Annotated in this window: 19 protein-coding genes and 3 pseudogenes; 2 read left to right on the forward strand and 20 right to left on the reverse strand. The window is 49.8% G+C overall.

Annotated elements, in window-relative coordinates; all coding sequences use genetic code 11:
• Positions 1-13: 13 nt before the first annotated feature.
• Together DXA93_RS03435 and DXA93_RS03440 are read right to left on the reverse strand one after the other, a co-directional pair.
• On the reverse strand, positions 14-850 hold the full coding sequence (locus DXA93_RS03435) for a hypothetical protein (protein WP_055227571.1): 837 nt from the start codon (positions 848-850) through the stop codon (positions 14-16).
• A 12-nt stretch (positions 851-862) separates the two neighbouring features.
• The gene (locus tag DXA93_RS03440; RefSeq protein WP_256372635.1) at positions 863-1855 is read right to left on the reverse strand and encodes a DUF6077 domain-containing protein; all 993 of its coding nucleotides are present in this window, start codon (positions 1853-1855) and stop codon (positions 863-865) included.
• A gap of 275 nt (positions 1856-2130) precedes the next feature.
• On the opposite strand from DXA93_RS03440, the gene DXA93_RS03445 reads away from it, so the two are divergent.
• Positions 2131-3903 (forward strand): hypothetical protein, encoded by a 1773-nt coding sequence (locus DXA93_RS03445; protein ID WP_158583259.1) that lies wholly within the window; start codon positions 2131-2133, stop codon positions 3901-3903.
• Between the two features lie 14 nt (positions 3904-3917).
• Complete coding sequence (locus DXA93_RS03450; RefSeq protein WP_119198064.1) at positions 3918-4376, forward strand: hypothetical protein; 459 nt, start codon at positions 3918-3920, stop codon at positions 4374-4376.
• A gap of 58 nt (positions 4377-4434) precedes the next feature.
• Here DXA93_RS03450 and DXA93_RS03455 read toward each other — a convergent pair whose 3' ends face one another.
• From DXA93_RS03455 to DXA93_RS03560, 18 genes and pseudogenes are all read right to left on the reverse strand, one after another.
• Entirely contained in the window at positions 4435-5415 is a 981-nt protein-coding gene (locus tag DXA93_RS03455; RefSeq protein ID WP_055219419.1) for a glycosyltransferase family 2 protein, read from the reverse strand.
• 17 nt (positions 5416-5432) lie between these two features.
• Complete coding sequence (locus DXA93_RS03460) at positions 5433-6308, reverse strand: LicD family protein (RefSeq protein WP_055219421.1); 876 nt, start codon at positions 6306-6308, stop codon at positions 5433-5435.
• A pseudogene (locus tag DXA93_RS03465) lies at positions 6301-7697 on the reverse strand (sugar transferase). The gene DXA93_RS03460 and the pseudogene DXA93_RS03465 overlap by 8 nt, the downstream one beginning before the upstream one ends.
• Positions 7697-8461, reverse strand: coding sequence for a glycosyltransferase family 2 protein (locus tag DXA93_RS03470; RefSeq protein WP_117760928.1), 765 nt, complete (start codon positions 8459-8461; stop codon positions 7697-7699). The pseudogene DXA93_RS03465 and the gene DXA93_RS03470 overlap by 1 nt, the downstream one beginning before the upstream one ends.
• A 139-nt stretch (positions 8462-8600) precedes the next feature.
• Complete coding sequence (locus DXA93_RS03475; protein WP_022462992.1) at positions 8601-9161, reverse strand: manganese efflux pump; 561 nt, start codon at positions 9159-9161, stop codon at positions 8601-8603.
• Positions 9162-9241: 80 nt separating this feature from the next.
• Positions 9242-9913: a ribulose-phosphate 3-epimerase gene (locus DXA93_RS03480; RefSeq protein WP_117509238.1), complete on the reverse strand. Its 672-nt coding sequence runs from the start codon at positions 9911-9913 to the stop codon at positions 9242-9244.
• 4 nt (positions 9914-9917) lie between these two features.
• A complete protein-coding gene (locus tag DXA93_RS03485) occupies positions 9918-10631 on the reverse strand; it encodes a zinc-binding dehydrogenase (RefSeq protein WP_119221471.1) in 714 nt (237 codons plus the stop codon).
• Positions 10550-10930 carry an alcohol dehydrogenase catalytic domain-containing protein gene (locus DXA93_RS03490; RefSeq protein ID WP_119207740.1) on the reverse strand — a complete coding sequence of 127 codons (381 nt, stop codon included), beginning with the start codon at positions 10928-10930 and terminating at the stop codon, positions 10550-10552. Before DXA93_RS03490 ends, DXA93_RS03485 begins: the two co-directional genes overlap by 82 nt.
• A pseudogene (locus tag DXA93_RS19020) lies at positions 10927-11630 on the reverse strand (IspD/TarI family cytidylyltransferase). Before DXA93_RS19020 ends, DXA93_RS03490 begins: the two are co-directional and overlap by 4 nt.
• Before the next feature lies 1 nt (position 11631).
• The gene (locus tag DXA93_RS03505; protein WP_119207742.1) at positions 11632-14370 is read right to left on the reverse strand and encodes a translation factor GTPase family protein; all 2739 of its coding nucleotides are present in this window, start codon (positions 14368-14370) and stop codon (positions 11632-11634) included.
• A 741-nt stretch (positions 14371-15111) separates the two neighbouring features.
• Entirely contained in the window at positions 15112-16791 is a 1680-nt protein-coding gene (locus tag DXA93_RS03520; RefSeq protein WP_118595168.1) for an FMN-binding protein, read from the reverse strand.
• 254 nt (positions 16792-17045) lie between these two features.
• A pseudogene (gene tsf, locus DXA93_RS03530) lies at positions 17046-17983 on the reverse strand (translation elongation factor Ts).
• 120 nt (positions 17984-18103) lie between these two features.
• Positions 18104-18835: a 30S ribosomal protein S2 gene (rpsB, locus tag DXA93_RS03535; RefSeq protein ID WP_022461152.1), complete on the reverse strand. Its 732-nt coding sequence runs from the start codon at positions 18833-18835 to the stop codon at positions 18104-18106.
• A gap of 178 nt (positions 18836-19013) precedes the next feature.
• On the reverse strand, positions 19014-20633 hold the full coding sequence (locus DXA93_RS19400; RefSeq protein ID WP_022461151.1) for an HAD hydrolase-like protein: 1620 nt from the start codon (positions 20631-20633) through the stop codon (positions 19014-19016).
• A gap of 90 nt (positions 20634-20723) precedes the next feature.
• Entirely contained in the window at positions 20724-22169 is a 1446-nt protein-coding gene (locus tag DXA93_RS03545; protein ID WP_022461150.1) for a hypothetical protein, read from the reverse strand.
• Positions 22166-23773: a serine/threonine protein kinase gene (locus DXA93_RS03550; protein WP_117509242.1), complete on the reverse strand. Its 1608-nt coding sequence runs from the start codon at positions 23771-23773 to the stop codon at positions 22166-22168. The genes DXA93_RS03545 and DXA93_RS03550 overlap by 4 nt, the downstream gene beginning before the upstream one ends.
• Positions 23774-23915: 142 nt before the next feature.
• Entirely contained in the window at positions 23916-25682 is a 1767-nt protein-coding gene (gene argS / locus DXA93_RS03555) for an arginine--tRNA ligase (protein WP_117509243.1), read from the reverse strand.
• A gap of 22 nt (positions 25683-25704) precedes the next feature.
• The gene (locus DXA93_RS03560) at positions 25705-26172 is read right to left on the reverse strand and encodes a CBS domain-containing protein (protein WP_022461147.1); all 468 of its coding nucleotides are present in this window, start codon (positions 26170-26172) and stop codon (positions 25705-25707) included.
• Positions 26173-26305 lie beyond the last annotated feature (133 nt).

A 26305-nucleotide genomic window follows, 5' to 3' on the forward strand; every position in this document is an offset into this window, starting at 1 on the left:
CAAGTCCTCCTTCTTACTTTTCTTCCACGCGGAAAATGATATGCCCTTCTACTTCTCTTACCGGGATGCACCCCGCTGTTTCCACATAGGATACTGCCGCTGAACTGCTCGAAAGTACAATATACTCTGCATTCATTTCCCTAAGACTTCTGTAAAATTCTTTCTGATCCAGCGACAGATCCATCTGTGTGATAATCTGAAGGATCTTTGTTTCGTCTTCAATTTCCTGCTCGGTCAGTGCATCGGTTGATACCGTATTGGAGCCCTGATAGGTCAGAACCATATCGCGGTCCAGAACCAGTTCAAACGAAGCATCATACTGCCGCACGATCAGGTTGAAATCCGGTTCAAAGACAACTCTTACGGTTCCCTCTCCCGCTTCTTCGTGCAGCACCGTACAGACGGCCAGAAGATCATCTGGCATCTTGTACTGGTTATCCGGCAGCTTCGGCAGTCCGCCAGCCAGTACGGAATTTCCGCCAAAACAGATGACCGCTGCCAGCGCAGCCGCGGTCAGATACCGTCTCCAGCCTTTTTTCTGCCCGCCCACAACTTTCGTGCAGGCATATCCGATGGTCAGTACCATCGGCAGAATCCAGAAAAACCGGTAATAGACATTGACCATTCCAAGTTTTCCCAGGATATATTTCACCGCAAATGGATTGTATACCGTAAAGGCCAGAAAAACAGCGGTTGTTACGAACACATACCGCTCTTCCTTTTTTCCTTTTAAAGCGAGATACAGCACCGACAGCAGAAACAGCGTCAGTACGGTTGTGTTTCCTCCAAACGTCACAAAGACCTGTCTCACAAAATCGAGGCCGCTCTCATTCAGATTTATTCCGCCCACATTTTCTCCTTTCTACCGCACAACCGGAATCTGCAGGATACCGCGCACACCAAGGAGATAGACCCCAAGCACCAGCACACACGGTAGCACAGCAAGCAGATAGAGCCTGCTCTGTCCCCAGCGTTTTTTCCGCACAAGATTCGGCAGAATCACAGCACTCATGGCCACCGGTACAGTCATCATGGATGACATCGTAAGGTCAATCGCAGCGACGCCTGTCATGAAAAACAGCAGCCAGACTCTCTTTCCGTTTTTCTCCTGATACATGCGCAGACCAAGATAAAACAGAAACGGGAGGATGATATTGCACAATACGGCCTTTCCCTCGTATCCCCTCGTCAGCAGGAACGACGCATTTGAAAAGATCGTATGAAAATTCAGATTCACAACACTAATAAAGCACAGGAGCACCCATACCATCTGTTTTTCTTTTAACAGCGCCTTTCCGATCTGTGCATAGACGAGATAACTTAAAACTACCGTCATCATACAGAGAATCACCTTCGTCACTACGAGCGGATGAAGGCCCGTTAAACGGCACAGTACTGCATTTGCTGCCGGATACATGCTGAACACATAACGGATGTTAAAAAAATCCAGTGCTTTTCCTGTATATGGGTCAAAGCTACTGATGGAATCTGTCGCAAGGTTCGTTGTCACACTTCCCACATAATACGCTGCATCCGCACTGCCGTTTTCCTGCAGTGCAGCAACAAAATACAGCTGGATTCCAATCAGCACCAGCATCACATAAAAAGCCGCCGTCTTTCCTCTCCAGAAACCGCCGCTTCTTTTTCCCCACTCTCTCCACATTCCCAGATGAAGACAGATGGAAGCAATTACAAGGACAGCCACAACAGCAGCCCATACCCATGCGAGCAGATGCAGCTTTGCACCGAGCACCATCATCGGCACAGAAATCAGTTCAAATAAGAAGTAATATGCAATAAAGCCAAACAGCACAGTTTCACCCAGATGTCCGCTCTCATACCTGTTTTCTCTGATAAAAAAAAGAACCCAGGCAGCAGAACACTGCGAGCATTCCCAGAAACAGTGCCGGCATTTTTAATAAGGTAATCATGTTTGGTTCCTTTCTTTTCCTTACATTCCCAATCCCACTCATTCTAACATGATGCCCTGTCTGCGTCAAGTAATCGAAATTCTAATAAACATTGACTTTTCCCTGAAATTTTGTATAATTGTGATGTTGAGCGCTTATTTTCCACCCGGCTGTTTTACTTTTTGTTTTAATGATATATGTTACGAAAGGAGCCATTGATATGCCTTTTTCCCGGCATACCCGCAGATCCATGTTTTCCATTGGCGCGGCATCCCTTGCCGCTGCTTTTCTTTTTCTCACCCCGGAAAACACACATGCGGCTGATACTACAGCAAAAATTCACATTCTGACACTCGACAGCGGCTCCAATGCCATCGTTCTGGAAAGTGTAGACGATAATGGCCAGAAAATTTTCGGCATGGTAGACTCCGGCGAGGACTGGGATTACCCTGACGGATCTGATCCGCGTTATCCGCTGCGCAGCGGCATCACAACGTCGACCGGCTACGACGATGAGGTACTCTCCTACCTGGACTCCCTCGGTGTCACCTCCGATAATCTGCAGTTTTATGTTGCAACACATCCGCACAGCGACCATATTGGAACCGGCGATACCATCGTGCGGCTGTATTCCCCCGACCGGGTTTATCTGCTCCCGTATGATGACAGTTATATCTATAATACTGCGCGTCTCTGGGACAATCTTTATGTCTACGACCAGCTTCTTACTGCTGTAGAAGAGACTGAAGGTGTGACCCTGATCCAGCATCTGAATCCCGGTGCCGCCTCCGCAGAAGAAGGATCTCCTGATTTTGCTTTTGGAAATTTCCAGATCCAGATTGTCAACTACGAGGAAGATTATCTCACAAGTCCAAAAGAGGACGCCAACCAGTTCTGTCTTGGTGTAATTGCCTCCGCAAACGACCACCGCGCTTTTCTGACGAGCGATATCGACGACGTCGAGGGCGATGCCAGCCGGATTGTTTCGAACTACGGGCTGTACAGCATTGATCTGATGACTTCCAATCATCACGGATATCCGAATGCTGTCGATGCAGACTATCTTGCTGCCGTCAACCCGGAATATTTTATCCAGACCGGTGACTTCCGTATTATGGATAACGATACCGTCGAGACCCTGACCTCGCTGGGGCTGCGCGTATTTTCCACGACAGAATATTCCGGCGATCTTCCGGCAGTCATTGCTGACTTTTCCGGTTCCGCGGTCACTTCCAACGTGGATGATACCTATGAAATTTACCGCGGCCGTTCTTCCAAGCTCGTTGCTTATCATGACGGCATCCCGTACAGCGGATTTTTCACCCGCGGCGGACAGAAATATTATGCAGACAGCAGCCATCTTCTCGTATGCTCCACTTCCTGGCGCGACACAGAAACGGGCATCGAATATACCTCCGATGAAAACGGCGTGATCACAAACGAACGCCACGTCATCGGCTGGGTAAAACGGGATGGAAAATGGTATTACTACAACGATGATGAAACACCGTATACCGGCTGGCTCACCCTCGACCACAAAACGTATTACCTCGGCGCGGACGGCGTTATGGCAACAGGCTGGCTTCTGCTTGATGGAGATTACTATTATTTTTCCGGCAGCGGTGAGATGCAGACCGGATGGCAGTTTATCAGCAACAACTGGTACTATCTCGCCAAGGATACCGGTATTATGTATTCGTCCGGATGGCACGCTGATCCGGAGACCAAAACGATGTACTATTTTTACACATGGGGAGGTGCCGCACGCAATACGACACTTACCTTAAACGGTTACCGCGTCAAATTTCTTTCCTGGGGCGGTATTTCCGGCAGCACCTGGCTGTACCATGACGGTGCCTGGTATTATGTACAGAAATATTCCTGCGTAACCAATGGCTGGTATCAGATCAATGGCGCCTGGTATTTTATGAATGCGGACGGTTCCCTGAAGCAGAACGAAAGTTCCTGTATGACAACAATCTCTACTTTGTAAATAAGAGCGGAAAAATGTATCAGAACCAGTGGCTGAAATGGGATGGAAACTATTATTATCTCAGAAGCTGGGGCGGTGCCGCACACGAAGGCTGGCTGCTGCTTCAGAATAAATACTATTATATTAATGAGGACTGTACACGGAAAACGGATGAAGCCTTTACGTACGACAACAATCTTTATTTTGTTGATGAAAACGGCGTCATGCCGGCAAACCAATGGGTGATCCGGGAAGGTGTCTGGTACTTTACCTACAGCTGGGGCGGTGCGAGAAAATCGCAGTGGTTCTATTATAAAAACAACTGGTATTACTTCAACGATGATGCTTCCATGCAGACCGGCTGGGCAGAAATTGACGGAAAAACATATTATTTCCAGAGCTGGGGCGGATGCGTCACCGGGACGAAAAAAATTGACGGAACAACGTATGTGTTTGATAAAAACGGTGTTCTGCTTTCCGAAAAAGAAAGCTAGAAAAATCCATATAAAAATGCGGCAGAAACGGAAATCTCATTCGTTTCTGCCGCATTTTTTATAAATTTCTTTTCCGGAACAGTGCACGAACGCACTGCCGGTAAATTCCGGTTCCCAGAAACAGGGTCAGATAGGCGATTTTCCGCCCATTCGTGAAGTGATCGCCTTCCAGTACCAGAAGCGGATGCTTTTTAAGCTCTTTTGCCAGCCTCTTCGCAAGCGCCTTTTTCTCCGCGTCCATGGTTTCCAACAGCATCAGCTTGTCCAGCACGAAAAACCGCGCCCAGCAGCAGCGCACACCTGCTTCTTTTTTCAGCGCCGGGTGGCGTTCTTCCACGACATTCTGATTATGATCCCATACTTCCACCGAACCCAGATCTGACCAGCGAAAACCGCTTGTCGTGAGGCTTTCGCGCCGGTGCACATAATAGTATTTCTGTGCTGTGGAAAAGGCCACCTTCCGGCAGTGCTCCATTAACGGAACGATGACGTATGCATCCTCGGCGATTGTTTTCTCCGGATAGACAACGCCCTCGAAAATCTCTCTCCGATACAGCTTGCCCCACGGCATCACGCCGAACACGCGCGCCTTCATCACCTGGCGCAGTCCCTCCTCGCTGTCGGTCACAGATTCGATTCCCTCCTGTTTCAGATCCGGCACCGGCCTTCCTTCATAGAGATCGTATCCGCGGCAGATACTCATTTCGGCATCATATTTTTCCGCCAGACGATACAGTGTTTCCAGAAGATCCTCCGCTGCGAAATCGTCGCTGTCCACAAACGTGATATAACGCCCCTCTGCAAGCGCAACGCCCGCATTCCGCGCCGAACTGACACCGCCGTTCTCTTTTTGGTGATAACGGATCCGCGCATCCTGTTCTGCGTATGTCCGGCAGATTTCACTGCTCTTGTCGGTGCTTCCATCATCTACAAGAAGCAGCTCCCAGTCCGTAAAAGACTGGGAGAGAATGGAATCCACACATTTTTTTAAAAATTTTTCTGCCTGATACACCGGGGTAATGATTGAAATTTCCGGCATTGTTTTATCCTCTTTCTTTATTTCTTACAGCAGTAGTGTATCCCCTTATACTGCTCATACGGATGATCGAGATCCAGAAACGCCGCATCGTGGTGGCCTTTCTGCTGTTCTTTCGGCGGCAGTTTCATATAATCGCCGAACGCCATGCGCAGATATGTGTCATATCCGACCGGAATCGGCAGGCGCTCGTTCTCGAACGGAACCTCAATCGCCGATGCAAAAATCTTTTTCGGATATTTCCGGAGAATCGCCTGCGGTGCGCACATCTCGGTGATGCCGTCCACCCGCGGGCTGTCGATATCAAATTTTGTAATATAGTTCTCTGCCTGCTTCCAGATCCGGTACCGCATCTTCTGCGTCGGAGCCAGCGCCAGCAGAATCGTTCCCAGGTAATGCATAAACGCGCCGTGGCGTTCTTTGGTCGGAATAACCTGCGTGCAGAAGAGCTGGAAAATCTTTCCCTCGATCACCTGCCATTTCCGCGCAAGGTTTCCCGGTGCATAGCCCTCGATCGGGAGAATATCAAGTGCAACGCCGTGGCAGAGATCCATATCGACCTGCTCCTTTTTCACCTGCGTGGTGCGGCTGTCGCGGATGTTCGCAAACGTGTGAGCATTGCAGAAGCCCTCTTTCGGGTACTCGAGCTTGTAGATTTTACTCTCCTCCTGCGTATCCCAGATTTTCAGGAACTTCTCGTAATCTTTCCGCGGCATGAAAAAGTCGAGATCATCGTCCCACGGAATAAAGCCGCCGTGGCGGATTGCACCGATACAGCCGCCGCCGCAGAGATAACAGGTCAGATGATTTCTCTGGCACCAGTGGTAAAACATAACGGCCATTTCCAGATTTTTTTCCTGCAGCCGGCGCAGAATTTCGTCCTCGGTATTAAACATCTTTTTTCTCCTCTTCCTTCGCGTTCAGGCTGATCGTCTGTCCTTCCTCGAGCCCTTCTGTGCTCTCCTTTGTGAAGACAATCTTAAAGGTTGCAAGAATCAGCTTCAGATCCTCTAAAATCGAATAGCTCTCTATGTACATCAGATCCAGCTTCAACTTGTCGTATGCGGTCGTGTTGTACTTTCCGTAAATCTGGCGTAGCCGGTAAGGCCTGCCTTTACTTTCAGACGGTAAGCAAACTCCGGAATCGATTCCTCATATTCCTTTGCAATCTCCGGCCGCTCCGGGCGCGGTCCGACGACGCTCATATCGCCCTTGAAAATGTTCAGAAGCTGCGGCAGCTCATCAATTCTCGTCGCGCGGATCACCTTTCCGACCGGCGTAATGCGGCTGTCGTTCTTCGTTGCCAGGCGGGCTACGCCGTCTTTTTCGGCATCCACGATCATGCTTCGGAATTTGTAGACATAGAATTCTTTTCCGCCGATCGTGAGACGTTTCTGTTTAAAGAACACCGGGCCATGGTCATACAGCTTGATGCAGAGCGCTGCGATCAGCATAATCGGCGACGTGATCACAAGAAGAATCGTCGATACGAGCAGATCCAGCAGGCGCTTGCAGAATCTCTGATCAAACGAAAGACCACTGTTTCGCGCGAGCAGAAGCGGTGTATCGAAAATATGGAGCGCTTCCGCTTTCCGTACCATAATATCCGACAGCTTCGGCGTCAGATAGACACGGATTTCTTTCGCATAGCAATATTTCAGCAGACGGTTGCGCAGCTCCGAATGAAGATCGCCCAGGATCACACCCTCCTGACCGTATGTGTCAATCTGGCGGCAGAGCTCTTTCTCTCCCACTTCCGTGCTCACCTTATGTGCTACAATATACTTGTCCGGCCGCTGGTTCATCTTCAGCTCCAGGCTTTCCATCGGGTATTCACCGTAAATCAGAAGCACCTCTCTTGGCGGAAAGAGACGCGCAAACGTCTTCTCAAAAAGCCAGGATACAATGCCTGCCAGCGCAAAGTCCACGAGTGTCATGCCGACCATCGGCAGAATGTACGGCAGGTGGCGCCACAGCAGGATAATCTGCAGATACATCAGCGCATTGGCACAGAATGCCGTCATCATCTGGGAATAGATGATGCTGCTTCCCTTCATGTAGCCGATCTTCATGCCGCCGTAAATGTACATGAAAACCAGAAGAAAAATGCCGTAGATCACGACGATAATCTGATTTCCCTTATCCCAGAACGGCTCCAGCCACAGGTGGCTCGCATAGTATCTGTCCCAGAACACAGAAAAAACAGCGCATTCCAGAAGCACAATCGCCGCGACCGCCAGGACACGCATCAGATGTTTGTACTGTTCCCTGTTTTTATAGTTCATCAATCTCTTCCTCTCTTTTTGCCCTTACCGTAATACTTCCGCACACCGTTTACGGCATAGCACGCAAAACAGTACAGGGAGCGGAACGTTCCCATTCCCAGCTCGCGGTAAACACGGTACGTCATTCCTGCAGAATGCAGTTTATTCCCCGATTTTCCCGTGCTGGACAGCCGGTATTTCAGCAAAGGCTCATCCACACCGCAGGCTGTCCCGTATTTTTTCAGGATCCGCAGCCAGTCCAGATAATCCTCGTGGCACTCGTCCTTTTCCATCGGGAATTCCAGCAGAACGCTTCTTTTGGCCAGTACCGACGAGCAGCCGATCACGTTGCCGCGCAGCAGCATTTTGTAGGTGATCCGCTCCGGGACAGAAAAAATCTTCTGCTTTTCCGGTTCCTGATCGTAAATCAGCTCCCGACCCGTACAGCAGAGCACATCACCGGTCTTTGCAAGGGCTTTTTCCTGCTTTTCCAGTTTTTCGGGATCCCAGTAATCATCCGCGTCCAGAAAGGCAATGTAATCGCCCTTTGCGAGCTGTACACCGTGGTTTCTGGATGCGGATGCTCCTTTGTTTGTCTCATTCCGGATATACCGTACCCGGTCATTTTCTCCGTAACGCCCCATCTTTTCCAGCGTATCGTCCGTGGAATGGTCGTCGATCACCAGGATTTCCAGCGGGGTTTTTGTTGTCTGGCAAAGGACTGAGTCGATTGCCTGAAACAGTGTTTCTGCACCGTTGTACGAAGGGATTACTACTGAAATCATGTATTTTCCTCTCTTACTTTGTCTGCTGCATCTGTTTTTTAAATTTTCCAGCAGCAAACCTCCTACTTTTATAGCATATCTGCACGGGCTTGTCAATTTTACGCCGGGATCTGCTGGTTTTTCTTTCTTACATGTAATTCTATGTGAGCTTTAAAAACGCCAGTAAATAGAACAGAATTCCTCCGAACAGTGCTCCGTTTCCGCCGTTTTTCTGCCCCGTCTTTTTTCCGATGGCAGTTCCGGCATACATCGCCGCCATTCCGACCGCGAAGGAGGCAAAAAAGATCTGTCCTCCTGTCACCGGAAGATCCGCGGCAAAGACGCCGGAGACAATTCCATCCACCGACATCGAAACCGCCAGCAGGCCAAATTCCAGTGGGTGGAGCTGTTTTTCCAGATGTTCCAGTCTTGTTTCTGGTTTTCCCTGCTTTTTTCTTCTGCGTTTTCTCAGTTCTTCAAAAATTTTCAGCGTTCCCATAAGAAAAAAGCAGCCCGCACCCACTCTGGTTCCCCATTCCGGTCCTGCGGACTGCAGAAATCTTTTTCCAAACTGCGCGGAAGCAACCAGGGCAGCACTGCAAAACAGATTCAGCAGCGCCGTCATGCCGGGTGAAATTCTCGTATTGCTGCTTCCATATCCGATGCTTACTGCAAAGTTATCGGCTGAGAGCGCCGCAGCAAGCAGAAGCAATTCTACCATATGACACACTCCGTCATTTCTCACTTTACAGTATTCGTCTGTTTTTCAAACCGTGCATCCCGGGAAGGCAGTTCTTTTTCTTATTCCACTGCTTTCCGGAATTCCCGGATTTTTTCTCCGAAGTGCGATACATCGGTGCAGAAAATGCTCGAAGTTCCCGCCACAAAAATGCTGGCTCCACAGGAACGCAGCGTCGCGCCGTGCTCCTTCGTAATGTTTCCGTCCACTTCTAAAATGATGTCCTCCCGGTGCATCTCCTGCAGAAATTTCTGCAGCTTTTCCGCCTTGCGCAGCGTACTCGGCACAATTTTCTGTCCGGCAAAGCCCGGATTCACCATCAGAAGATTGACGCCGTCGATATAATCAAGCACTTCCTCGATCTGCCCGATCGGTGTCGCCGGGTTGATCGCGAGGAACCGCTTGCAGCCGTACGGCACGAGGTAATCGAGCGCGCGCTGCACCTGGAAAGTGCTCTCATAATGAATCGTCACGATGTCCTCTTTGTGAATGCCGATCCACGGCAGCTTGTACTCCGGGTCTTTAATCATCAGATGAAGATCGAGCGGAATACTCGTCAGTTCCCGCAGTCCGCGGATGTAGTCGACGCCAAGGCCGAAGTTCGGAACGAACTCGCCGTCCATCACATCGATATGGAGATATTCGACTTTTTCTTTTTCAAATACATCGATCGTCACCTGCAGATCCACAAGGTTTGAGCACATCATGGATGCCGATATCTGACTTTTTCTCATATTTCTACTCCCATGAAACCATTACTTTACAGTATGGCTCTTTATGATTTTTCATCAGTTCCAGTCCGTCCATCAGCTTTTCGGACGGGAAACAGTGCGTGATCAGCGCCTGTGCCGGGATTTTCTTCTTCGAAAGCGCATCGAGTGCCTCCGTCCAGTCGCAGGCTTCATCTTTTTCATAAGAAGAATTCCACGTTCCCATCAGGTTCAGCTGTTTGCGCAGGATGCGCCAGTACACGTTCTTTTCCATCGCAAGATCGCCCGATGGATTTCCCATCAGCACGATGCTTCCGCCCGGTCTTGCAAGAAGAACTGCACTGGAAACGGCCTGCGGCGTTCCGACCGCTTCTACTACAACATCCGCCTGAATCGCTTTACTCTCCTCTTCCGTCACATATGAGATGCCCGGGATCTGTTCTGCGATCGCACGTTTTGCTTCGCCCCGTCCAATCACAAAAACGGTTTCGGCGCCGAGCGCTTTCGCCCACGCTGCCGCTGCAAAACCGATCATGCCCGTTCCGATCACTGCTGCGGTATCGCCCGGCTTCACACCGCTTCGTTTCACCGCATGAAGCGCCACAGAGAGCGGCTCCAGCATTGCTGCCTCGCGGAAGCTGACGTTTTCCGGCAGCTCCATCAGGTTCCAGTCCGGCACGGCCACGTATTCCGCAAAGCCGCCGTCCCGGCGCGAGCCGAGGTAATCGTAGTGTTCGCACATCTCATATTTTTTCTGCCGGCACTGCGGCAGGTGCGGCATGGGATCAGCGGGAAAATGCCGACCCGTTTTCCAACTCGCTCTTCCGGCACACCCTCGCCGTATGCGGCAACCACGCCTGAAAACTCGTGACCCGGAATCGTTGGAAAATGGTATGTTCCGTTTGTGAAAATCCGCGGAATATCGGAGCTGCAGATTCCTGATGCCTTTACCTGCACCAGAACCCAGCCGGATGGGATTTCCGGTTTTTCGATGTCTTCCCTTCTTAAATCATTGACTCCATGCAGCTCGTATGCTCTCATTTCGTTTCTCCTTCCACAATCGTACAGAAACGCTCCAGGTCGCTCCTTGTTGTAATCTTAAAGTTCCGCTCATCCCCTGGGATCATCGCCACATCCATTCCATGGCGGTAGGCAATTTCACTCGTTCCCCTTGTGAGGGACAGCTCCTCTTTCGATGCTTCCCTGTTGATCTTCGCGTACGGATGCAGCCGGAAGGCTTCCGGCGCCTGACCGGCAAACAGCGTGCTGCGCTCCAGCAGATGGTCAATTTTCGTTCCATCGCTGCTCTGATAGATCGTGTCCTTCATCGGCAGCACCGGCATACAGCCTCATGATCGGCAAGCGCCGCAAGGCAGTCGCCAATCAGCTGTTCGCTCACCAGAGGCCGCACGCCGTCGTGGATGATCACACCGTCGTTCTCCAATACGGAATCCTCCATGCAGACGGTAAGGCCATTATGAATGGATTCCTGCCGCGTATCCCCGGCATCCGCAAAGGCGAGAAATTTCGTAATCCCGTCTTCTTCCATCCATCCGCGGATCTTCTCTCTCCAGGCATCTGCCGCCACGATGACGATTTTCTCAACGGCACTGCTTTTCTGAAACTGCTCCAGCGTATACAGCAGAATCGGTTTCTTTTCCACTTCCAAATACTGCTTCGGAAAATCCCCCATCTGCATTCTCGTTCCGATTCCCCCCGATAATATGATTGCGTAATTCATCTTAAGCCTTTCCTTTGCTCTTTTTACTCTCTTTTTTTCGCTCTTCTTCCAGCTCTTTTAAAAAGTCTCCCAGTTCTCCAGAGGCGTTCTCCAGCAGATACGACTTCGTTTTCTGTTCTTTCTCCAGATAGTTTTCCCGGATCTGGCCGTTTGTATGTTCAATCTCGGTGCGCAGATCCCGTGCGGAGAGACGATGCGCGCCCGCTCCCATAATGATGATCTGCTCGAGACCGTCCGAGGAAGCCACCGTTACGTTGCCGTTGTGGCCGATCCTGTGAACCGTTTTCTCGATGTACTGGTCAGCCGTCTCCGCCTCTTTCGTATAAACGACATGAATATTATGGTACATGCCGACCTCACCCTGGTTGCCTTTTACTTTGTAGGCATCAAAGACAAGAATCAGCGTCATTTTTTTATATCCCTGATAATTTGACAGGATGTCCATCAGCTTTCCTCTGGCGCTCTCAATATTATACCTCGCCAGCTCATTTAAATCATCCCATGCAAAAATAATGTTATAGCCGTCCACCAGCAGATATTCCTCCTGCGGCTCCTTCGGGCGGTTTGATTTTGCATATTTGGGATCCCCGATGCCGGATGACGAGGTGACCGGACGTGTCCGCCGCTCGAAACCGGCGCGCTTCCGCTCCACTTTGCCGTATGTCCTCGTAAAGATTTCTTCCAGCTCCTTTGCCTCCTGCAGGGAAGCTGCCATCGGCACGCGGTCGGATGCTTTTTTTGCTTTCTGCGCAGAGGATGCTCCGCCGCTCCGGTCTGCCGCAGATTCGGCTGAATCGCTTTCTTCTTCCGGATTTTCCAGCGTGTATTCCAGATGCATATGGTCTTCCACTTCATTCCATGGAACGACAAAGCCTGCCCCGTGGGCACAGAACACAGAACCCGTCGGATTTTCCACATCCGCCTCGGAATCGTAGCCGATGGAGGCAATCACTTCCTCCGCGTTGTGACACGGCTCATATCCTTTTAAGGTACAGAACACTCTTCCGCGTCCCCGGCTGTAAGCAGTCACTTCTTTCTGATAATCCCGCATCGTCACAACCGGTGCGGTTCCGGTGATCACTGTCATATCGCCTTCCATTTCCGGCGGTTCAAAACTGCCGTACATCCGCTGGATATCGTTCAGCGCCCGTCCCGTCGATTCCGACGGAATTTCCAGACGGAACGCATAGACCGGCTCCAGCAGAACGGATTCTGCTTTTTTCAGCCCCTGCCGCACCGCACGGTACGTCGCCTGGCGGAAGTCGCCGCCCTCGGTGTGCTTAATGTGCGCACGGCCCTTGACCAGCGTGATTTTCATATCGGTAATCTCCGACCCGGTCAGCACGCCGGGATGCTTCCGCTCCAGCAGATGTGTGAGGATCAGACGCTGCCAGTTGCGGTCCAGGGTGTCCTCGCCGCAGACGGTTCCAATCTGCAGTCCGCTGCCCGGTTCTGCCGGCTCCAGCAGCAAATGAACTTCCGCATAATGGCGCAGCGGCTCGAAATGGCCGACACCCTCCACGGTACTGCGGATCGTCTCTTTGTATACAATATTTCCGGCTCCGAATTCCACCCATTCGCCGAAACGCTCGTGGATCAGACTCTTTAAGATCTCGATCTGCACCTCACCCATGACCTGCGCATGGATTTCCGCGAGGCGCTCATTCCAGACAATGTGGAGCTCCGGGATTTCTTCTTCTAACTGGCGCAGTTTTCCAAGCATCTGATGGACATCGCAGTCCGGCGGAAGCTCGATGCGGTACGTCAGCACCGGCTCCAGCACCGGTTTTTCCGCCTCGGTTTCGTTGCCGATGCCCTGACCGGAGAAAGTGCTGTTCAGTCCCGTTACGGCACAGATCGTCCCCGCCGGTGCTTCCTGTACCATCGTATAGCCCGCACCGGAATAAATACGGATCTGGTCTGCCTTTTCTTCGCCGAGCATCTGCTTCACCTTCAGCACGCCGCCCGTGATTTTCAGATGCGTCAGACGGTTTCCTGCCGTGTCCCTTGAAATCTTAAAAACGCGCGCGCCAAAATCCCCGCCGTACTCCGGCGTTTTTGTAAACCGGTCCAGAATTTTCAGAAATTCCGTCACGCCCTCCATCTTGAGTGCAGAGCCAAAGCAGCACGGAAAAACCTTCCGCTCTGCGATCATCGTGCGGATCTGGTTTTCTTCCACGCTTCCCGTTTCCAGATACTGCTCCAGCACGTCCTCATCACACATGGCGAGTTCTTCCAGCAATTCTGAGTTCTGGAGATCCTGCGAGAAATTCAGGCAGTGCTCTGAGAGACGGCTCTGCAGTTCTTCCAGCAGTTTTTCCGCATCCGTGCCCGGCTGATCCATCTTGTTGATAAAGAGAAAGACCGGGATCTCATACCGCGCGAGCAGCCGCCACAGGGTTTCCACATGCCCCTGCACGCCGTCCGCACCGCTGATCAGAAGAACCGCATAGTCCATGACCTGTAAAGTGCGCTCCATCTCCGCCGAGAAATCCACATGGCCCGGCGTGTCAAGGAGTGTGACCTCCGTCTCGTTCAGCTTCAGCACGGCCTGTTTGGAAAAGATCGTGATGCCCCTTGCTTTTTCCAGTTCCTCCGTGTCCAGAAAGGCGTCCTTGTGATCCACTCTTCCGGCTTTCCGGATCTGGCCTGTTTTATATAAAATTCCCTCTGCCAGCGTCGTCTTTCCCGCATCGACATGCGCTAAAATGCCTACCGCCAGTTTTTTGGTTTTTTCCATTTTTGTTTCATCCTGTCTGTATGATTCATATTTTTCAGGCCCCCTCATCCCCTGCGGCCCGACTCACTGCTTATTGTACCACAAAACCTCTCATTGCGGAACCCCGGAGTGAAACGCAAAAAATCTCAAAGCGGATTTCTCTCCTGCTTTGAGATTTTTTATGCTATGTTCTGTTTTATCTCTCCCCCGCCATCGGCTGCCGATCTGCAATTTTCAGGAAAACAAATCCCAGTGCAAATAAAATCGCCAGGCATGCAACCGCCACGTTGATCGTTCCGCCTGCCAGTTTTACAGCTGCAATAACTGCAGAACCGAGGAACGATGGTTACTCTGTCTTCCAACGTCATATCCGTTTCTTTTAAAAGTTCATTTGCAAGAAGTGCACCGTACTCTGCCTGATGGGCAACCTGCATACAGTGTTTCTGCGAATGATCCGTATATCCCAGCTGTCCCAGGTTTTCGTTTCCTTTTTCAGATATGCGCTGCATCCATTCCAGACTCCAGCCTAACCGCTGTATTTTTGCTGTTCCTGCCATTTCTTTCAGAATATTTTTTACTACAATCACGATCGTAGCACATTTGTATTTTAACTGCTATCCTGTTCCTATAAGGTCTATATCAAATGATTGTTAAATTTTTTATATTTTTGATGCAGTCAGGCGGGGTTCTGTTACAGCAGAAAAGCACTGCAAATACAGATGGATGTATTTACAGTGCTTATTTTGAGATTATTTTTGTTTTTTAATTCTGTGCGTCTTCGTATTCTTTTACTTTTTCTTCATACTGCTCCTGGCTCTCGATCGTATGTTTTACAATATGACCGTGCTCTTTCTGCTTATGTGCCAGATCCCGGCCAGGACGCGGTGCATATTCGTCTTCCGGGATTTCGAGTGCATTGGCGGTGGCGTGAATGATACCGTTGCTGCTGTAGGTGGCACCGCTCAAGGCGTCGATGTTAAGGCTCTGTTCTTCTTTCATCTGCCCTATCACGTAAGGCGCTGCACGGAAAAAGTATTCCTCGGTGTCGCAGTAGGAAAGGATGGAGATGTCGGTCACTTTCTGGTTTTCTACCGTTACCTGCACTTCGACATCCCCGCGGAAGGCATCGGCGGTACCCGTGCAGATGCCGTCTTTCAGGTCGTGGAAACGGCCGGCGTCCAGGAATGCCTGTTTTTCTTCCGTTGTATCCGTCGATTCAGATGCTGTATTTTCCTGTACAGTATTCTCATCTCCGGCGGCTTCTTTTAACGCATTTTGAGTGGCCTCAATCAACCCTTTACTGCTGTAGGTGGCGCCGGAAACGGTATCTATCTCCTCGGCACTCTGTTTTTTCATGATTTCCGAAAAGATTCCTGACTTTGCTCTGTCCAGATATGTCTGATCATCCTCGGCGTTCTCTATCGTCAGTCCGGTTATCGTTCCCTGTTCCACTTTTACGGAAACGGTCACGGTTCCGCGGTAGCCTTCTCCACTTCCGGAATAAGTGCCGTCCTGGAATCTGCTGTCCAGATTTTGTTCTGCCGTATCAATGGCCGCATCACCTGCTGTCTTACCAACGGAACCGCTCTCGCTCCGGATCAGGAACTGTGACGCTGCAATCGTAAGGCAGGTCACCCCGACACCGATCCACACGCTGTATCGGTACTTCCAGTGTGCATTGTTCTTCAGACATCCGTTTATACATCCCCCGCATCCAATACACTCGCCGCCTGCCGTCTGCTCTTTTTCTGTCAGATCAATTCCCATGGTACATTTTGCAGTACAGAGACGGCAGTTTCCGCATTTGCTCCGCGGTTTTACAATTTTTAACAGAGTACATCTGGAAATCAGGCTGTAGATGGCTCCCATGGGACAGAGATACCGGCAGAAAAAGCGCTGGATTAAGACGGATCCGACGAAAATCACCAGAATCAGCGCACCGCCAATCGAAAACATCGGCTTCACACCCGGCCAGTGTCCGATGGAACTGTACTGTCCAAATACCTGCCACGGCCCTGCGATGTTCCATTTTATCATACCGCTCCATACGAAGACTGCCCAGAACAGGAGCACACCATATTTGATCCAGCCTGTTGGAACATTTCTTCCACTCTTCTTTGAATTTGAATGCAGGTTTTTCGCACCTGCTTTTCGAAACCGCTTTTTCAGCTTATTTCCTGCAAACCACAGAAAATCCTGCACAGCCCCGAAGCTGCAGAAATATCCGCAGAAAAACCGTCCCACAATAATCACCGCCGGAACCGTCGCCAGCACCATCCATACCGAATACCTGATCCGTTCCCACGAAACCGTCCCCTGATAAACTGCGGAAATAATCGTCCCAACCGCAGAAAACTGCGCCTCAAACAAGCCCGGGATCAGCAGGAAAGAAAGGATCTGAATCACTGCTTTCGGCCAGTTTCTTTTGTCTTGTTTTTTCAAATTTGTTCCTCTTTTCTTATGTTTAACGTTTCATCTCCATTACCGGACCATTCGATTTATGTTCCTGGATTAATTCACAAATCTCCGAAAGATTCATTGCCGGGAAATCTCCGGGGACGGTATCCTTCAGGGCACTTACTGCATTTCCGATGGATACTGCCTGTGACAGTAAAAAACCCTCATAAATCGTGTATTTTCTGCACATTTATGAGGGTTTTATATTTTTGCGTTATTTTTACAAATTCACAGTTGAATTATGCGTTCATCTGTTTAGCAACTTCCTCAGCAAAGTTCTCTTCTTTCTTCTCGATTCCTTCACCGGTCTCGAAACGAACGAAACCTTTTACTGCTACGGTTGCGTTGTTTGCTTTAGCAACCTGTGCTACGTACTGAGCTACGGACTGTTTTCCGTCTTCTGCTTTTACGTATACCTGGTCAAGCAGGCAGATCTCTTTGAGCTCTTTGTTGATACGGCCCTGGATCATTCCCTGGATAACTTTTTCCGGTTTCTGAGACTCTTTCGGGTCGTTCTGAATCTGAGCCATGAGGATTTCTTTCTCATGTGCGATGTAATCAGCGCTTACTTCGTCGCGGTTTGTGTACTGCGGACGAAGAGCTGCAATCTGCATTGCAACGTTTTTAGCCATCTCTTTGAGGTCATCGTTTACAACATCTGTCTCAACGTCAACCAGAACACCGATTTTACCGCCCATATGAGTATAAGAAGCAACGAAACCGTTCTCCTCTTTTACCTGCTGGAAACGACGGATGTTCATGTTCTCGCCGATGGTAGCGATCTGATGAGCCAGCTCTTCGCCAACGGTCTCGTTGGTATCGAATTTCCAAGGCTCTGCCAGGAATCCTTCTACGTCTGCTGCAGTTGTATCCATAGCCTGCTCTGCAACCTGTGCTACATAGCCACGGAATTTCTCGTTCTTTGCAACGAAGTCTGTCTCAGCGTTTACTTCTACAGCGACAGCTTTCTTTCCATCCTCGGATACGTTCAGCATAACGATACCCTCAGCTGCGATTCTGCCAGCTTTTTTCTGAGCAGTAGCAAGTCCTTTTTCTCTCAGGAACTCCATTGCTTTGTCCATATCACCTTCGGTAGCTGTAAGAGCTTTCTTGCAGTCCATCATACCAGCACCGCTACTTCTCTTAACTCTTTTACCATTGCTGCTGTAATAGCCATTGTTTTATTCCTCCGTATACGTGATTCAGCAGACTGCATCTTCATGCCGGTCTGCTATTGTGAGATTCGCCGAAGGGAACCTGAATTTCAAGTTCCCCCCAGTTCATTACTTCGCGTAAATTATTCAGCGTCTGTCTCTGCTGCTTCTTCGTATGCAGCTTCCTCAGCCTCGCCCTGTTTTGCCTCGATAACTGCGTCTGCCATTTTGGAAACGATCAGTTTTACGGCACGGATAGCGTCGTCATTACCCGGAATTACATAGTCAAGCTCTTCCGGATCGCAGTTGGTATCGCAGATACCGATCAGCGGAATTCCCAGTGTATGAGCTTCCTGTACGCAGATTCTCTCTTTTTTCGGATCTACTACGAAGATAGCGTCCGGCAGTCTCTTCATTTCTTTGATACCGCCAAGGTTTTTCTGCAGTTTTGCAAGCTCTTTCTTTAACTCAATGACTTCTTTTTTCGGAAGAACTTCGAAGGTGCCATCCTGCTCCATGGTCTCGATTGCTTTCAGTCTTGCAATACGGCTCTGGATGGTTTTGAAGTTGGTCAGCATACCGCCGAGCCATCTCTCGTTTACATAGTACATTCCGCAGCGCTCTGCCTCAACAGCGATAGCGTCCTGAGCCTGTTTTTTGGTTCCTACGAAAAGGATTGTGCCGCCGTCTGCTGCGATGTCTGCAACAGCTTTGTATGCGTCATCTACCATTCCTACAGATTTCTGCAGGTCGATGATGTAGATACCATTACGCTCTGTGTAGATGTACGGAGCCATTTTAGGATTCCATCTTCTTGTCTGATGTCCGAAATGAACACCGGCTTCCAGTAACTGTTTCATTGAAATTACGCTCATTGTTTTATCTCCTTATGGTTTTATTCTTCCCCATGTTTTTTCACCTTGGAACCTGTTTTTCAAAAAACAGGCACCATCCTTGGTACCGCATGGGTGCTTATTGTGCAACAGTAAGATTGTATCACAGAGTTTTTTTCATGACAAGCATTTTTTTCGCGGATTCTGCGGTTTTTTTCTGTTATTTTTGTGTTTTTCCCTGTTTATCCTTTAAAAACAGATACCAGAATGTTCCGGCGCAGATTACCGCTTCCAAAAAGATGAACATCCATGCACCTGCCGGTGCTTTTTGGGTCATCCAGGATACGAACTGGCTCCGGTAAAGTCCCCAGATATTTTCTGCCATGTGCGCAAGAACCGGGGCAAGGAGTGTTCCGCACCGCTCATAAATAAGGATCAGAAGCACACTTACCACGGCTGCATAGACAAACTGCGTCACATTGCCGTGATATGCACCGAACAGCAGACATGATGCTGCGATGCCCCAGCCGGTTCCCCAGAAATCTTTTGCCCTGCGGTAAATCATGCCGCGGAAAACAATTTCCTCTGCGGCCGCGCTCAGCACACCGACGGACAGGATCAGAAGCAGCGGGTTCTGTCCTTCATAAATCTTTGATGCCATGTCCTGATAGCCGGAAAAGATTCTGGTAAAGCCGGTCACGTTCATTACAGTATTCAGGAGATGGCCGAAGGTCATAACCAGCAGAATACAGGCGGCTGCCTCTGCCGCACTCCACCGTTTTTCCGGTTTCGGGAACATGCCTTCATCTTTTTTGTACTGTTTCCAGAGAACCGGGATCGCCGCCAGACTGCCGATTGCTGATGCAAGAACGGATGTCGCGTGCATACGCTCTTCCAGATAACCGCCGGTCGTAAACGTCATCAGGATCAGCGCCAGAAGTACGGTTGCTCCGATCAGAAACAGTTCGTACGTCAGAAGCGGTTTTAAAAGACGCCATAGCTTCCGCTGGATAGGAATTACGATTTCCTCCGTTTTTGGCTCTGTTTTCGCTGTCCTTTTTTCTTTTATATTCTCTGCTTTTTTCTCTTTCTGCGCAAAGATTCCTGTTCCACTTTCTCCTCTTGTCAGCCACGGGATACGCTCCGGCTTCATTTTTTTGATGCGGTCGCGTCTTTTCTTCTCTTCTTTCGGATCCTCCGCCAGCAGTTTCAGTTCTTCCGGTGTATCACATACCTTTGCGGCACCTGCTGCCTCGAGTTCTTCTCTTCCGCCGTACCCATACGATACGCCGACACAGAGCAGTCCGTTTTCTCTTGCCCCGATTACGTCATAGCTTCTGTCACCAACCATCACCACGTCGGAACGGCTGTCTTCTGCTCCGAGTCGGCGCAGCGTCTCTGCGATGACTTCTCCTTTGTCGGTTCTGGTTTCGTTCATTTCTGAACCGGTTACTACGGTAAAATACTTTCTGATTTCGAAATGCTCCAGGATCTGCTCCACGTATTTTTCCGGTTTGGACGATGCTACCGCCAGAATTTTTCCCTTCTCTTTCAGATACGCCAGAACCTCCGGGATTCCCTCGTATACTTCATTTTCAAAAATGCCCTCTGCCTCGTACCGCTCCCGGTATTTTGTGATGGCCTGCTGTGCTTCTTCGCAGCCAAGGCCTGCAAAATTCATGAAAGATTCCAGAAGCGGCGGTCCCACGTAACAGTTCAGTTTTTCCAGATCCGGCTCTTCGATGCCAAAGGATGCCAGCGCATACTGTACGCATCTTGTAATTCCAGGACCGGAATCGGTCAGGGTTCCGTCCAGATCAAATAATATCATATCTGACATACTCTTATTTCCTCTTTTACTTTTTTATCGTATGACATGTCTTTTATTCTAGCATATCGAAATTAGAAATACAAACAAAACCGGATCAGGCTATTTTCTGCAGAGTGCACGCAGATAGCGGGTGGTCTGATTCTGAATTTCGGCAATGGCACGAATCAGGTTCCAGAGGCGCCTTAAGGACTGCAAGAGGCGGGTTCCTTTTGGTTTCTGGCTGGTTCTTTGGCTGACAAGTGTGGAAGTTTTTGGTTTCACGTTGACTTCCCACGGTTTCATGGTTCGTACAATGCCGTCTGCGCCACGCACTTTTACAGTGATGCGGTTGTAGCCTTCGGAAAGGCTCTCGGCTTTCAGACAGATTTTGTTTTCTTTCCATTCGTATTCGGCTTCGGAGCCATTTACCATGCAGGAAAGAATTTCAGCCGTGTCGGCGGCTCCCTCGAGCAGAATTTCCGGGGTATAACCGGGATCTATTTCGACGCTGGTGTCGGCCGGGCGGATAATCAGGGGGTTCGGCGCTTCGAAATCTTCGTCTGCTATCTGTGATAATACGAAATCGGCGATGATCTGCGGCCGTATTTGAGATGGCTCCTCCCCGGCACTCTTAGATGGAGTTTCGGCAGGCGGAGGACTGCTTTCTTCTGTTTGTAGCGGAATATCATCTGGATCTTGGGTCACCTCCTCGGGCGTGGCTGCAGCAACGGGCAGCTGTTCGTCTGTTTTGAGTTCTTCTTTCTCCGGAGACGATTGCCCGGGCCCCGTTTGTTCCTGCTTTTCTGTGTTTGACTTTCCGGCATCTGGCATTACGGTAGGCTCCTCTTTTTCTGGTGCTTTTGTTTCCGAGGTTTGATTTTCTGACTCTTTTTCGGTTGACGGAGATTCCTGCTTCGTTTCTTCCATATCAGGCTTTTCCGGTTCCGGATCTTCTGGCATCAAATTTTCCGTTCCGGATTTTTCTGAACCTGTATCTTCATAATCTGGTTTTTCTGTGTCCATTTCTCCAAAATCCGTTCTCTCCGAATCTGACTCTTCTGTCTCTGATTCTTTTGTATCTGTTTCTTCACATCCTTCCTCTGATTCCGATTCCCCGGAACCCATATCTCCTGCCTCCGGCAATTCTCCTGGCTTCCCCGATTCTGAATCTTCCGAAATTTCTTTCTCCTCTTCTTCCCACCTTTCCGCTGGTTCTTTCTCCGGATCCGGAATTACCGTCGGGGGAAGCATTTTTTCTTCTCCTTCTTTCTCTTTCTTTCCGGTCTCTGCCGGATCTGTTTTCTCTTCCGGCGGCTCTGGTTCCTGCTCTGGTTTCTCTTCTATAGGCGGTTCTTCTTCTGACTTTTCGTCCGGCAGCAGTTCCTCCGGTCCGGCTTTCCCGTCTGCATCTGTCACATCACTGTTCTCGATGATTTCAGCTTCTAATTCCACGCTTTCCACCGCACTTGCGGCCTCGCCTGTCGTCTGCTGTGTCTCCGCGTGGACTTCGATTCCCTGGACTGCCAGGAATCCTGTCATCATTGCGCATATGGTCTTTTTTCTCATCCTGCTTCCTCCCATCTTTTTCTGATCTGCTGATAAAAAATATCCTCCTCCATTCCCGGAATTTCTGCGGCCTCGTTGAGGTACTGTTCTGCTTTTTCCTGCATGTCGAACTGAAGTGCCAGCTCTGCGGCCCTGAGCAGATTTTTCCGCCGGTTTCCATCCTGTCTGCTGCACAGAAGCCGTTCGTAATAGAGAAAACTCTCCTGGCACCAGTCCTGTTCTCTTTCCCCATCCCCGGATTTTCCGCCAAGATAGCACGCATCCGCCAGTCTCTGCCAGATAACCGCCTCCCACTGCCCCTCCATATTCTCGCCTGCGGCCTTTTCCAGCACTTCGATTCCTTTCCGCATGGCGTCTGTGTCATTTTCACGCGCCAGTTCTTCGGAAAAACTGAAATACATTCCTGCAACAGCAAGATATCTGCGGCAGCGTTTTTCCTTTTCCGGCTCCTGCTGCGTGTCATCATAAAATTCAGCCAGCAATGGCTCCATCTGCATTTTTTCCCTTGCCGCATCATCCGCCAGACAGTATTCCACAAGTTCCTGCTCCACACGCCCCGCCTGACTGAGATGGTCTGCCTTTAAGAACGCTTCCCGCGCTTTCTGGTAGTTCGGCAGACTGCCTTCTTCCACCGGATTTCCGCAGAACCAGAGATCTCCCTGCTCCTCCCATTCGTCTGCCGCCGGAAACTGCCCCCATGGCATCCTGCTGGCAACCGCAGCCGCTCCTCCTGTCAGAAAAGCAAAAACTGCAAAGATCCGCAGAGTCTTCCTGCCTTTTTGCTTTCTTTCCAGCCGCCGCAGTGCCTTTTTGACTTCTCCGGCAGACGCATACCGCTCCTCCGGCTTTTTCTGCATACACTTTTCCATCACCCGCCAGAGTCCTCTTTTCTGCCGCTTTTTCGCATGCTTCGCCATTGCCGCAAGCAGTGCGCCGAGTGCATAAAGATCGGAACGGGCGTCACACTTCCCGTCATACTGCTCCGGCGCTGCATAACCGCGGGTTCCATAACGGACTTCCACACCCGTTTCTTCTGTTCCGGCTGCACCGAAATCCACAAGGTATATTTCACCACGCTCTGTTATCATCACGTTGTCCGGCTTCAGATCCCGGTAGAAAACCGGCGGGTTCTGTGCATGGAGATAACAGAGAATCCCGCTCAGGGCAATTCCCGTTTTCAGAATTTCCCGGCTGGAAAACCGTTCTCCCTTACGCATACGCTGTCCGATAGATTTTCCGTTTACAGCTTCCATCACCAGAAAGCTTTTTGTCCCACTTTCCAGAAGTTCCACCGCACAGGGAATCCCGGGATATGAAAACTTCTGTAAAAGAAACGCTTCCCGGCGCAGTTTTTCCCTGTCACATATACTTACCTTGACTGCATACCGCTTTCCGGATCCAGTTTTCTCTGCAAGATAAACGACAGACGTTGCCCCTCTTCCGAGCACTGACAGCAGGCGATACTTCCCTCCCGGAAGTTCTACTTTTCCAATGATCCCGCCTCCTCTTTTTACGTCAAAGTGTTTGTCAGTCCGATATTCTGTTTTTGTACATGGATATAAATTGAGCCGAATGGCTCTTCGATAGAGTAATATAGAATCGATTTTTCAGGACGAATGTCCAAGCGGATGAAAAATCGTGATGTAAGTATAACACAACAGCCGCCGTTTCCGCAAGAACTACAGAAGCCGACGGCTGCCAAAAAAATCGCCTGTTTTTTATCTATTTTTTCCCTCTTGACGAATCTTACATCCGTTCCGGTGCCGAGAATCCCAGCAGGTCGATGCAGGTCTCAAGTACCTCGCGGACAAGATCCAGCAGTGCCAGGTAAGATGCTTTTCTTGCCTCATCCTGCTCACTTAAGATCTTGGTCTCGTGGTAGAAATGGTTGAACTCGTTTGCAAGCTCGTAGATATAAGCACAGATCTTATGCGGTGCTTTCTCCTCGAATGCGTTCTCCACAACGCCGTTGAAACGGGATACGGAAAGCATCAGAGCTTTCTCGCTGTCGCTCTTCGGTGCCAGAAGTGCGCCTTTCTTCAGTTCATTTCCCTCTTCTTTATATTTTCCGAGGATGGATTTTGTACGAACGATCGTGTACAGGATGTACGGACCGGTGTTTCCCTCGAAGGAAGTAAATCTCTCAACATCGAATACATAATCTTTCGATGCCTGGTTGGACAGGTCACCGTATTTAATAGCAGACAGTCCGACAATCTGTGCCGTTCCTCTTGCATCCGTATCTTTTACGCTGCGGTTCTCCACGATCTTCTGATACATCTCATCGTTGATCTCGCCGATCAGACGCTCCAGACGCATAACGCCGCCCTCACGGGTCTTGAACGGTTTTCCGTCTTTTCCGTTCATGGTACCAAAGCCGATAAAGGAAAGAACGGTATCATCATTCACCAGTTTTGCTTTTCTTGCACAGCGGAAACACTGTACGAAGTGAAGCTCCTGACGTTTGTCTGCCAGATAGCAGATCTCGTCCGGCTTGTACAGTTTCATACGCTGGATGATGGTTGCCAGGTCTGTCGTATCATACAGAGCTGCTCCATCGGATTTTAAGATCATGCACGGCGGGATCTCTTTTGTGTCTGTCTCTTCTTTGACATCAACAACGAGTGCGCCCTGGTCATAATGTGCATAACCATTGTCTTTCAGGTAATCTACCATGTCCGGAATGTACTCCTGTGCATCGGACTCACCCATCCACAGATCGAAATGAACGTCGAGGTTTCCATAGTTCTTTTTCAGATCGGCAACAGAAACGTTCATAATGTGTTTCCAGATCGCACGATATCCTCTTCTGCCCTGCTGCAGCTCTCTCGTTGCCTCGAGTGCACGTTTCTTATAGTCCTCGTCCTCTTTCGATTTGCCGCTTGCGCAAGGATAAATCTCCTCGAGCTCGCTGATCGTAAACGGTGCTTCCTCCGGGTACTCTCCCGTAAAAGACTCATCAAAATAAACAAGCTCCGGATGGCGCTCCTGCAGCTCGGTGATGATCAGTCCCATCTGCAGACCCCAGTCTCCAAGATGAACGTCACCGATCATGTTGTGGCCCATGAAGCGTCCCATACGCTTGATGCTCTCGCCGATGATCGCGGAACGGAGATGGCCGACGTGAAGCGGTTTTGCCACGTTTGCTCCGCCGTAATCTACGATGATGGTTTTCGGATTTTTTGCTTTCTCTACAGAAAGCTCTTCATCGTTCTGCATTTTGGAAAGATAATCTGCCAGAAATTCCGGGTTGATTTTCAGGTTGATGAATCCCGGTTTTACGGCTTCAATTTCACCGATCACGCTGTGATCGGTCACTTTTTCTACAACTGCTTCAGCCAGCTGGATCGGTGCTTTGTGGTATGCTTTTGCAGCTGCCATTGCGCCGTTGCACTGGTATTCGCACAGATCCGGGCGGTTGGAAACGGAAACCCTTGCATAGGACGGGTCCATCTCCGCAGCGGTAAAGGCTTTTACCAGCTCTTCCTGGATAAGATCGATCAGTTTTTTCATAATGTTTCCCTCATTTTCTTCTTTACTGCAGAATCATCTGTTCTGCGTTTTGTTTCCGCGCGCTGCGCCGGGCTTCTTCCTCTTCTTTGATGCCGCTTTTCTGATAACAGTACTGGATGATATCTCTTCTTCGGATGATGCCGATGAAGATTCCCTCGTCATCCACAACTGGAACGAAATTCTGCCGCATGGACATCTCGATCAGGTCCTCGATGTTGCTGTTGATGTTGACGGACTCATAATTCCACCGTTTCGGAACCTGCCAGAGCGGGATATCCTCTGCTTCATGGTAATTCAGCAGATACCGTTCTTTTATGATGCGGAGCAGATCTCCTTCCGTCAGTGTTCCCACATAGCAGCCCTTTTTGTTCAGTACCGGAACCGCCGTGTATTTATGATATTCGATCTTCTCGATGGCCTGCCGAAGTGAGCAGTCGTCATACAGATAAGCCGTTTCACTTTTCGGTGTGATAAAAAACAAAATATTCATTCGCGTATACTCCTTTTCGTTGGTCATACTCTTGTTTGATTATACCATAAACGAATGTGAAATGTCTTTGAATCTTTCTTATATTTTCATAAACATACCGAATCCGAAACTCGAATGCCTCTTTGCTGCGCCG

Origin of the sequence: Blautia sp. OF09-25XD (genome assembly GCF_003482095.1) — a bacterium.
GTDB lineage: Bacteria > Bacillota > Clostridia > Lachnospirales > Lachnospiraceae > Fusicatenibacter > Fusicatenibacter saccharivorans.

Bases quoted from the DNA above. Each gene is read 5' to 3' on its own strand.
- DXA93_RS03445 (WP_158583259.1), top strand. From the start codon at position 2,131: ATGCCTTTTTCCCGGCATACCCGCAGATCCATGTTTTCCATTGGCGCG.
- DXA93_RS03450 (WP_119198064.1), top strand. From the start codon at position 3,918: ATGTATCAGAACCAGTGGCTGAAATGGGATGGAAACTATTATTATCTC.
- DXA93_RS03455 (WP_055219419.1), bottom strand. From the start codon at position 5,415: ATGCCGGAAATTTCAATCATTACCCCGGTGTATCAGGCAGAAAAATTT.
- DXA93_RS03460 (WP_055219421.1), bottom strand. From the start codon at position 6,308: ATGTTTAATACCGAGGACGAAATTCTGCGCCGGCTGCAGGAAAAAAAT.
- DXA93_RS03470 (WP_117760928.1), bottom strand. From the start codon at position 8,461: ATGATTTCAGTAGTAATCCCTTCGTACAACGGTGCAGAAACACTGTTT.
- DXA93_RS03475 (WP_022462992.1), bottom strand. From the start codon at position 9,161: ATGGTAGAATTGCTTCTGCTTGCTGCGGCGCTCTCAGCCGATAACTTT.
- DXA93_RS03480 (WP_117509238.1), bottom strand. From the start codon at position 9,913: ATGAGAAAAAGTCAGATATCGGCATCCATGATGTGCTCAAACCTTGTG.
- DXA93_RS03485 (WP_119221471.1), bottom strand. From the start codon at position 10,631: ATGTGCGAACACTACGATTACCTCGGCTCGCGCCGGGACGGCGGCTTT.
- DXA93_RS03490 (WP_119207740.1), bottom strand. From the start codon at position 10,930: ATGAGAGCATACGAGCTGCATGGAGTCAATGATTTAAGAAGGGAAGAC.
- DXA93_RS03505 (WP_119207742.1), bottom strand. From the start codon at position 14,370: ATGGAAAAAACCAAAAAACTGGCGGTAGGCATTTTAGCGCATGTCGAT.
- rpsB (WP_022461152.1), bottom strand. From the start codon at position 18,835: ATGAGCGTAATTTCAATGAAACAGTTACTGGAAGCCGGTGTTCATTTC.
- DXA93_RS19400 (WP_022461151.1), bottom strand. From the start codon at position 20,633: ATGTCAGATATGATATTATTTGATCTGGACGGAACCCTGACCGATTCC.
- DXA93_RS03545 (WP_022461150.1), bottom strand. From the start codon at position 22,169: ATGAGAAAAAAGACCATATGCGCAATGATGACAGGATTCCTGGCAGTC.
- argS (WP_117509243.1), bottom strand. From the start codon at position 25,682: ATGAAAAAACTGATCGATCTTATCCAGGAAGAGCTGGTAAAAGCCTTT.
- DXA93_RS03560 (WP_022461147.1), bottom strand. From the start codon at position 26,172: ATGAATATTTTGTTTTTTATCACACCGAAAAGTGAAACGGCTTATCTG.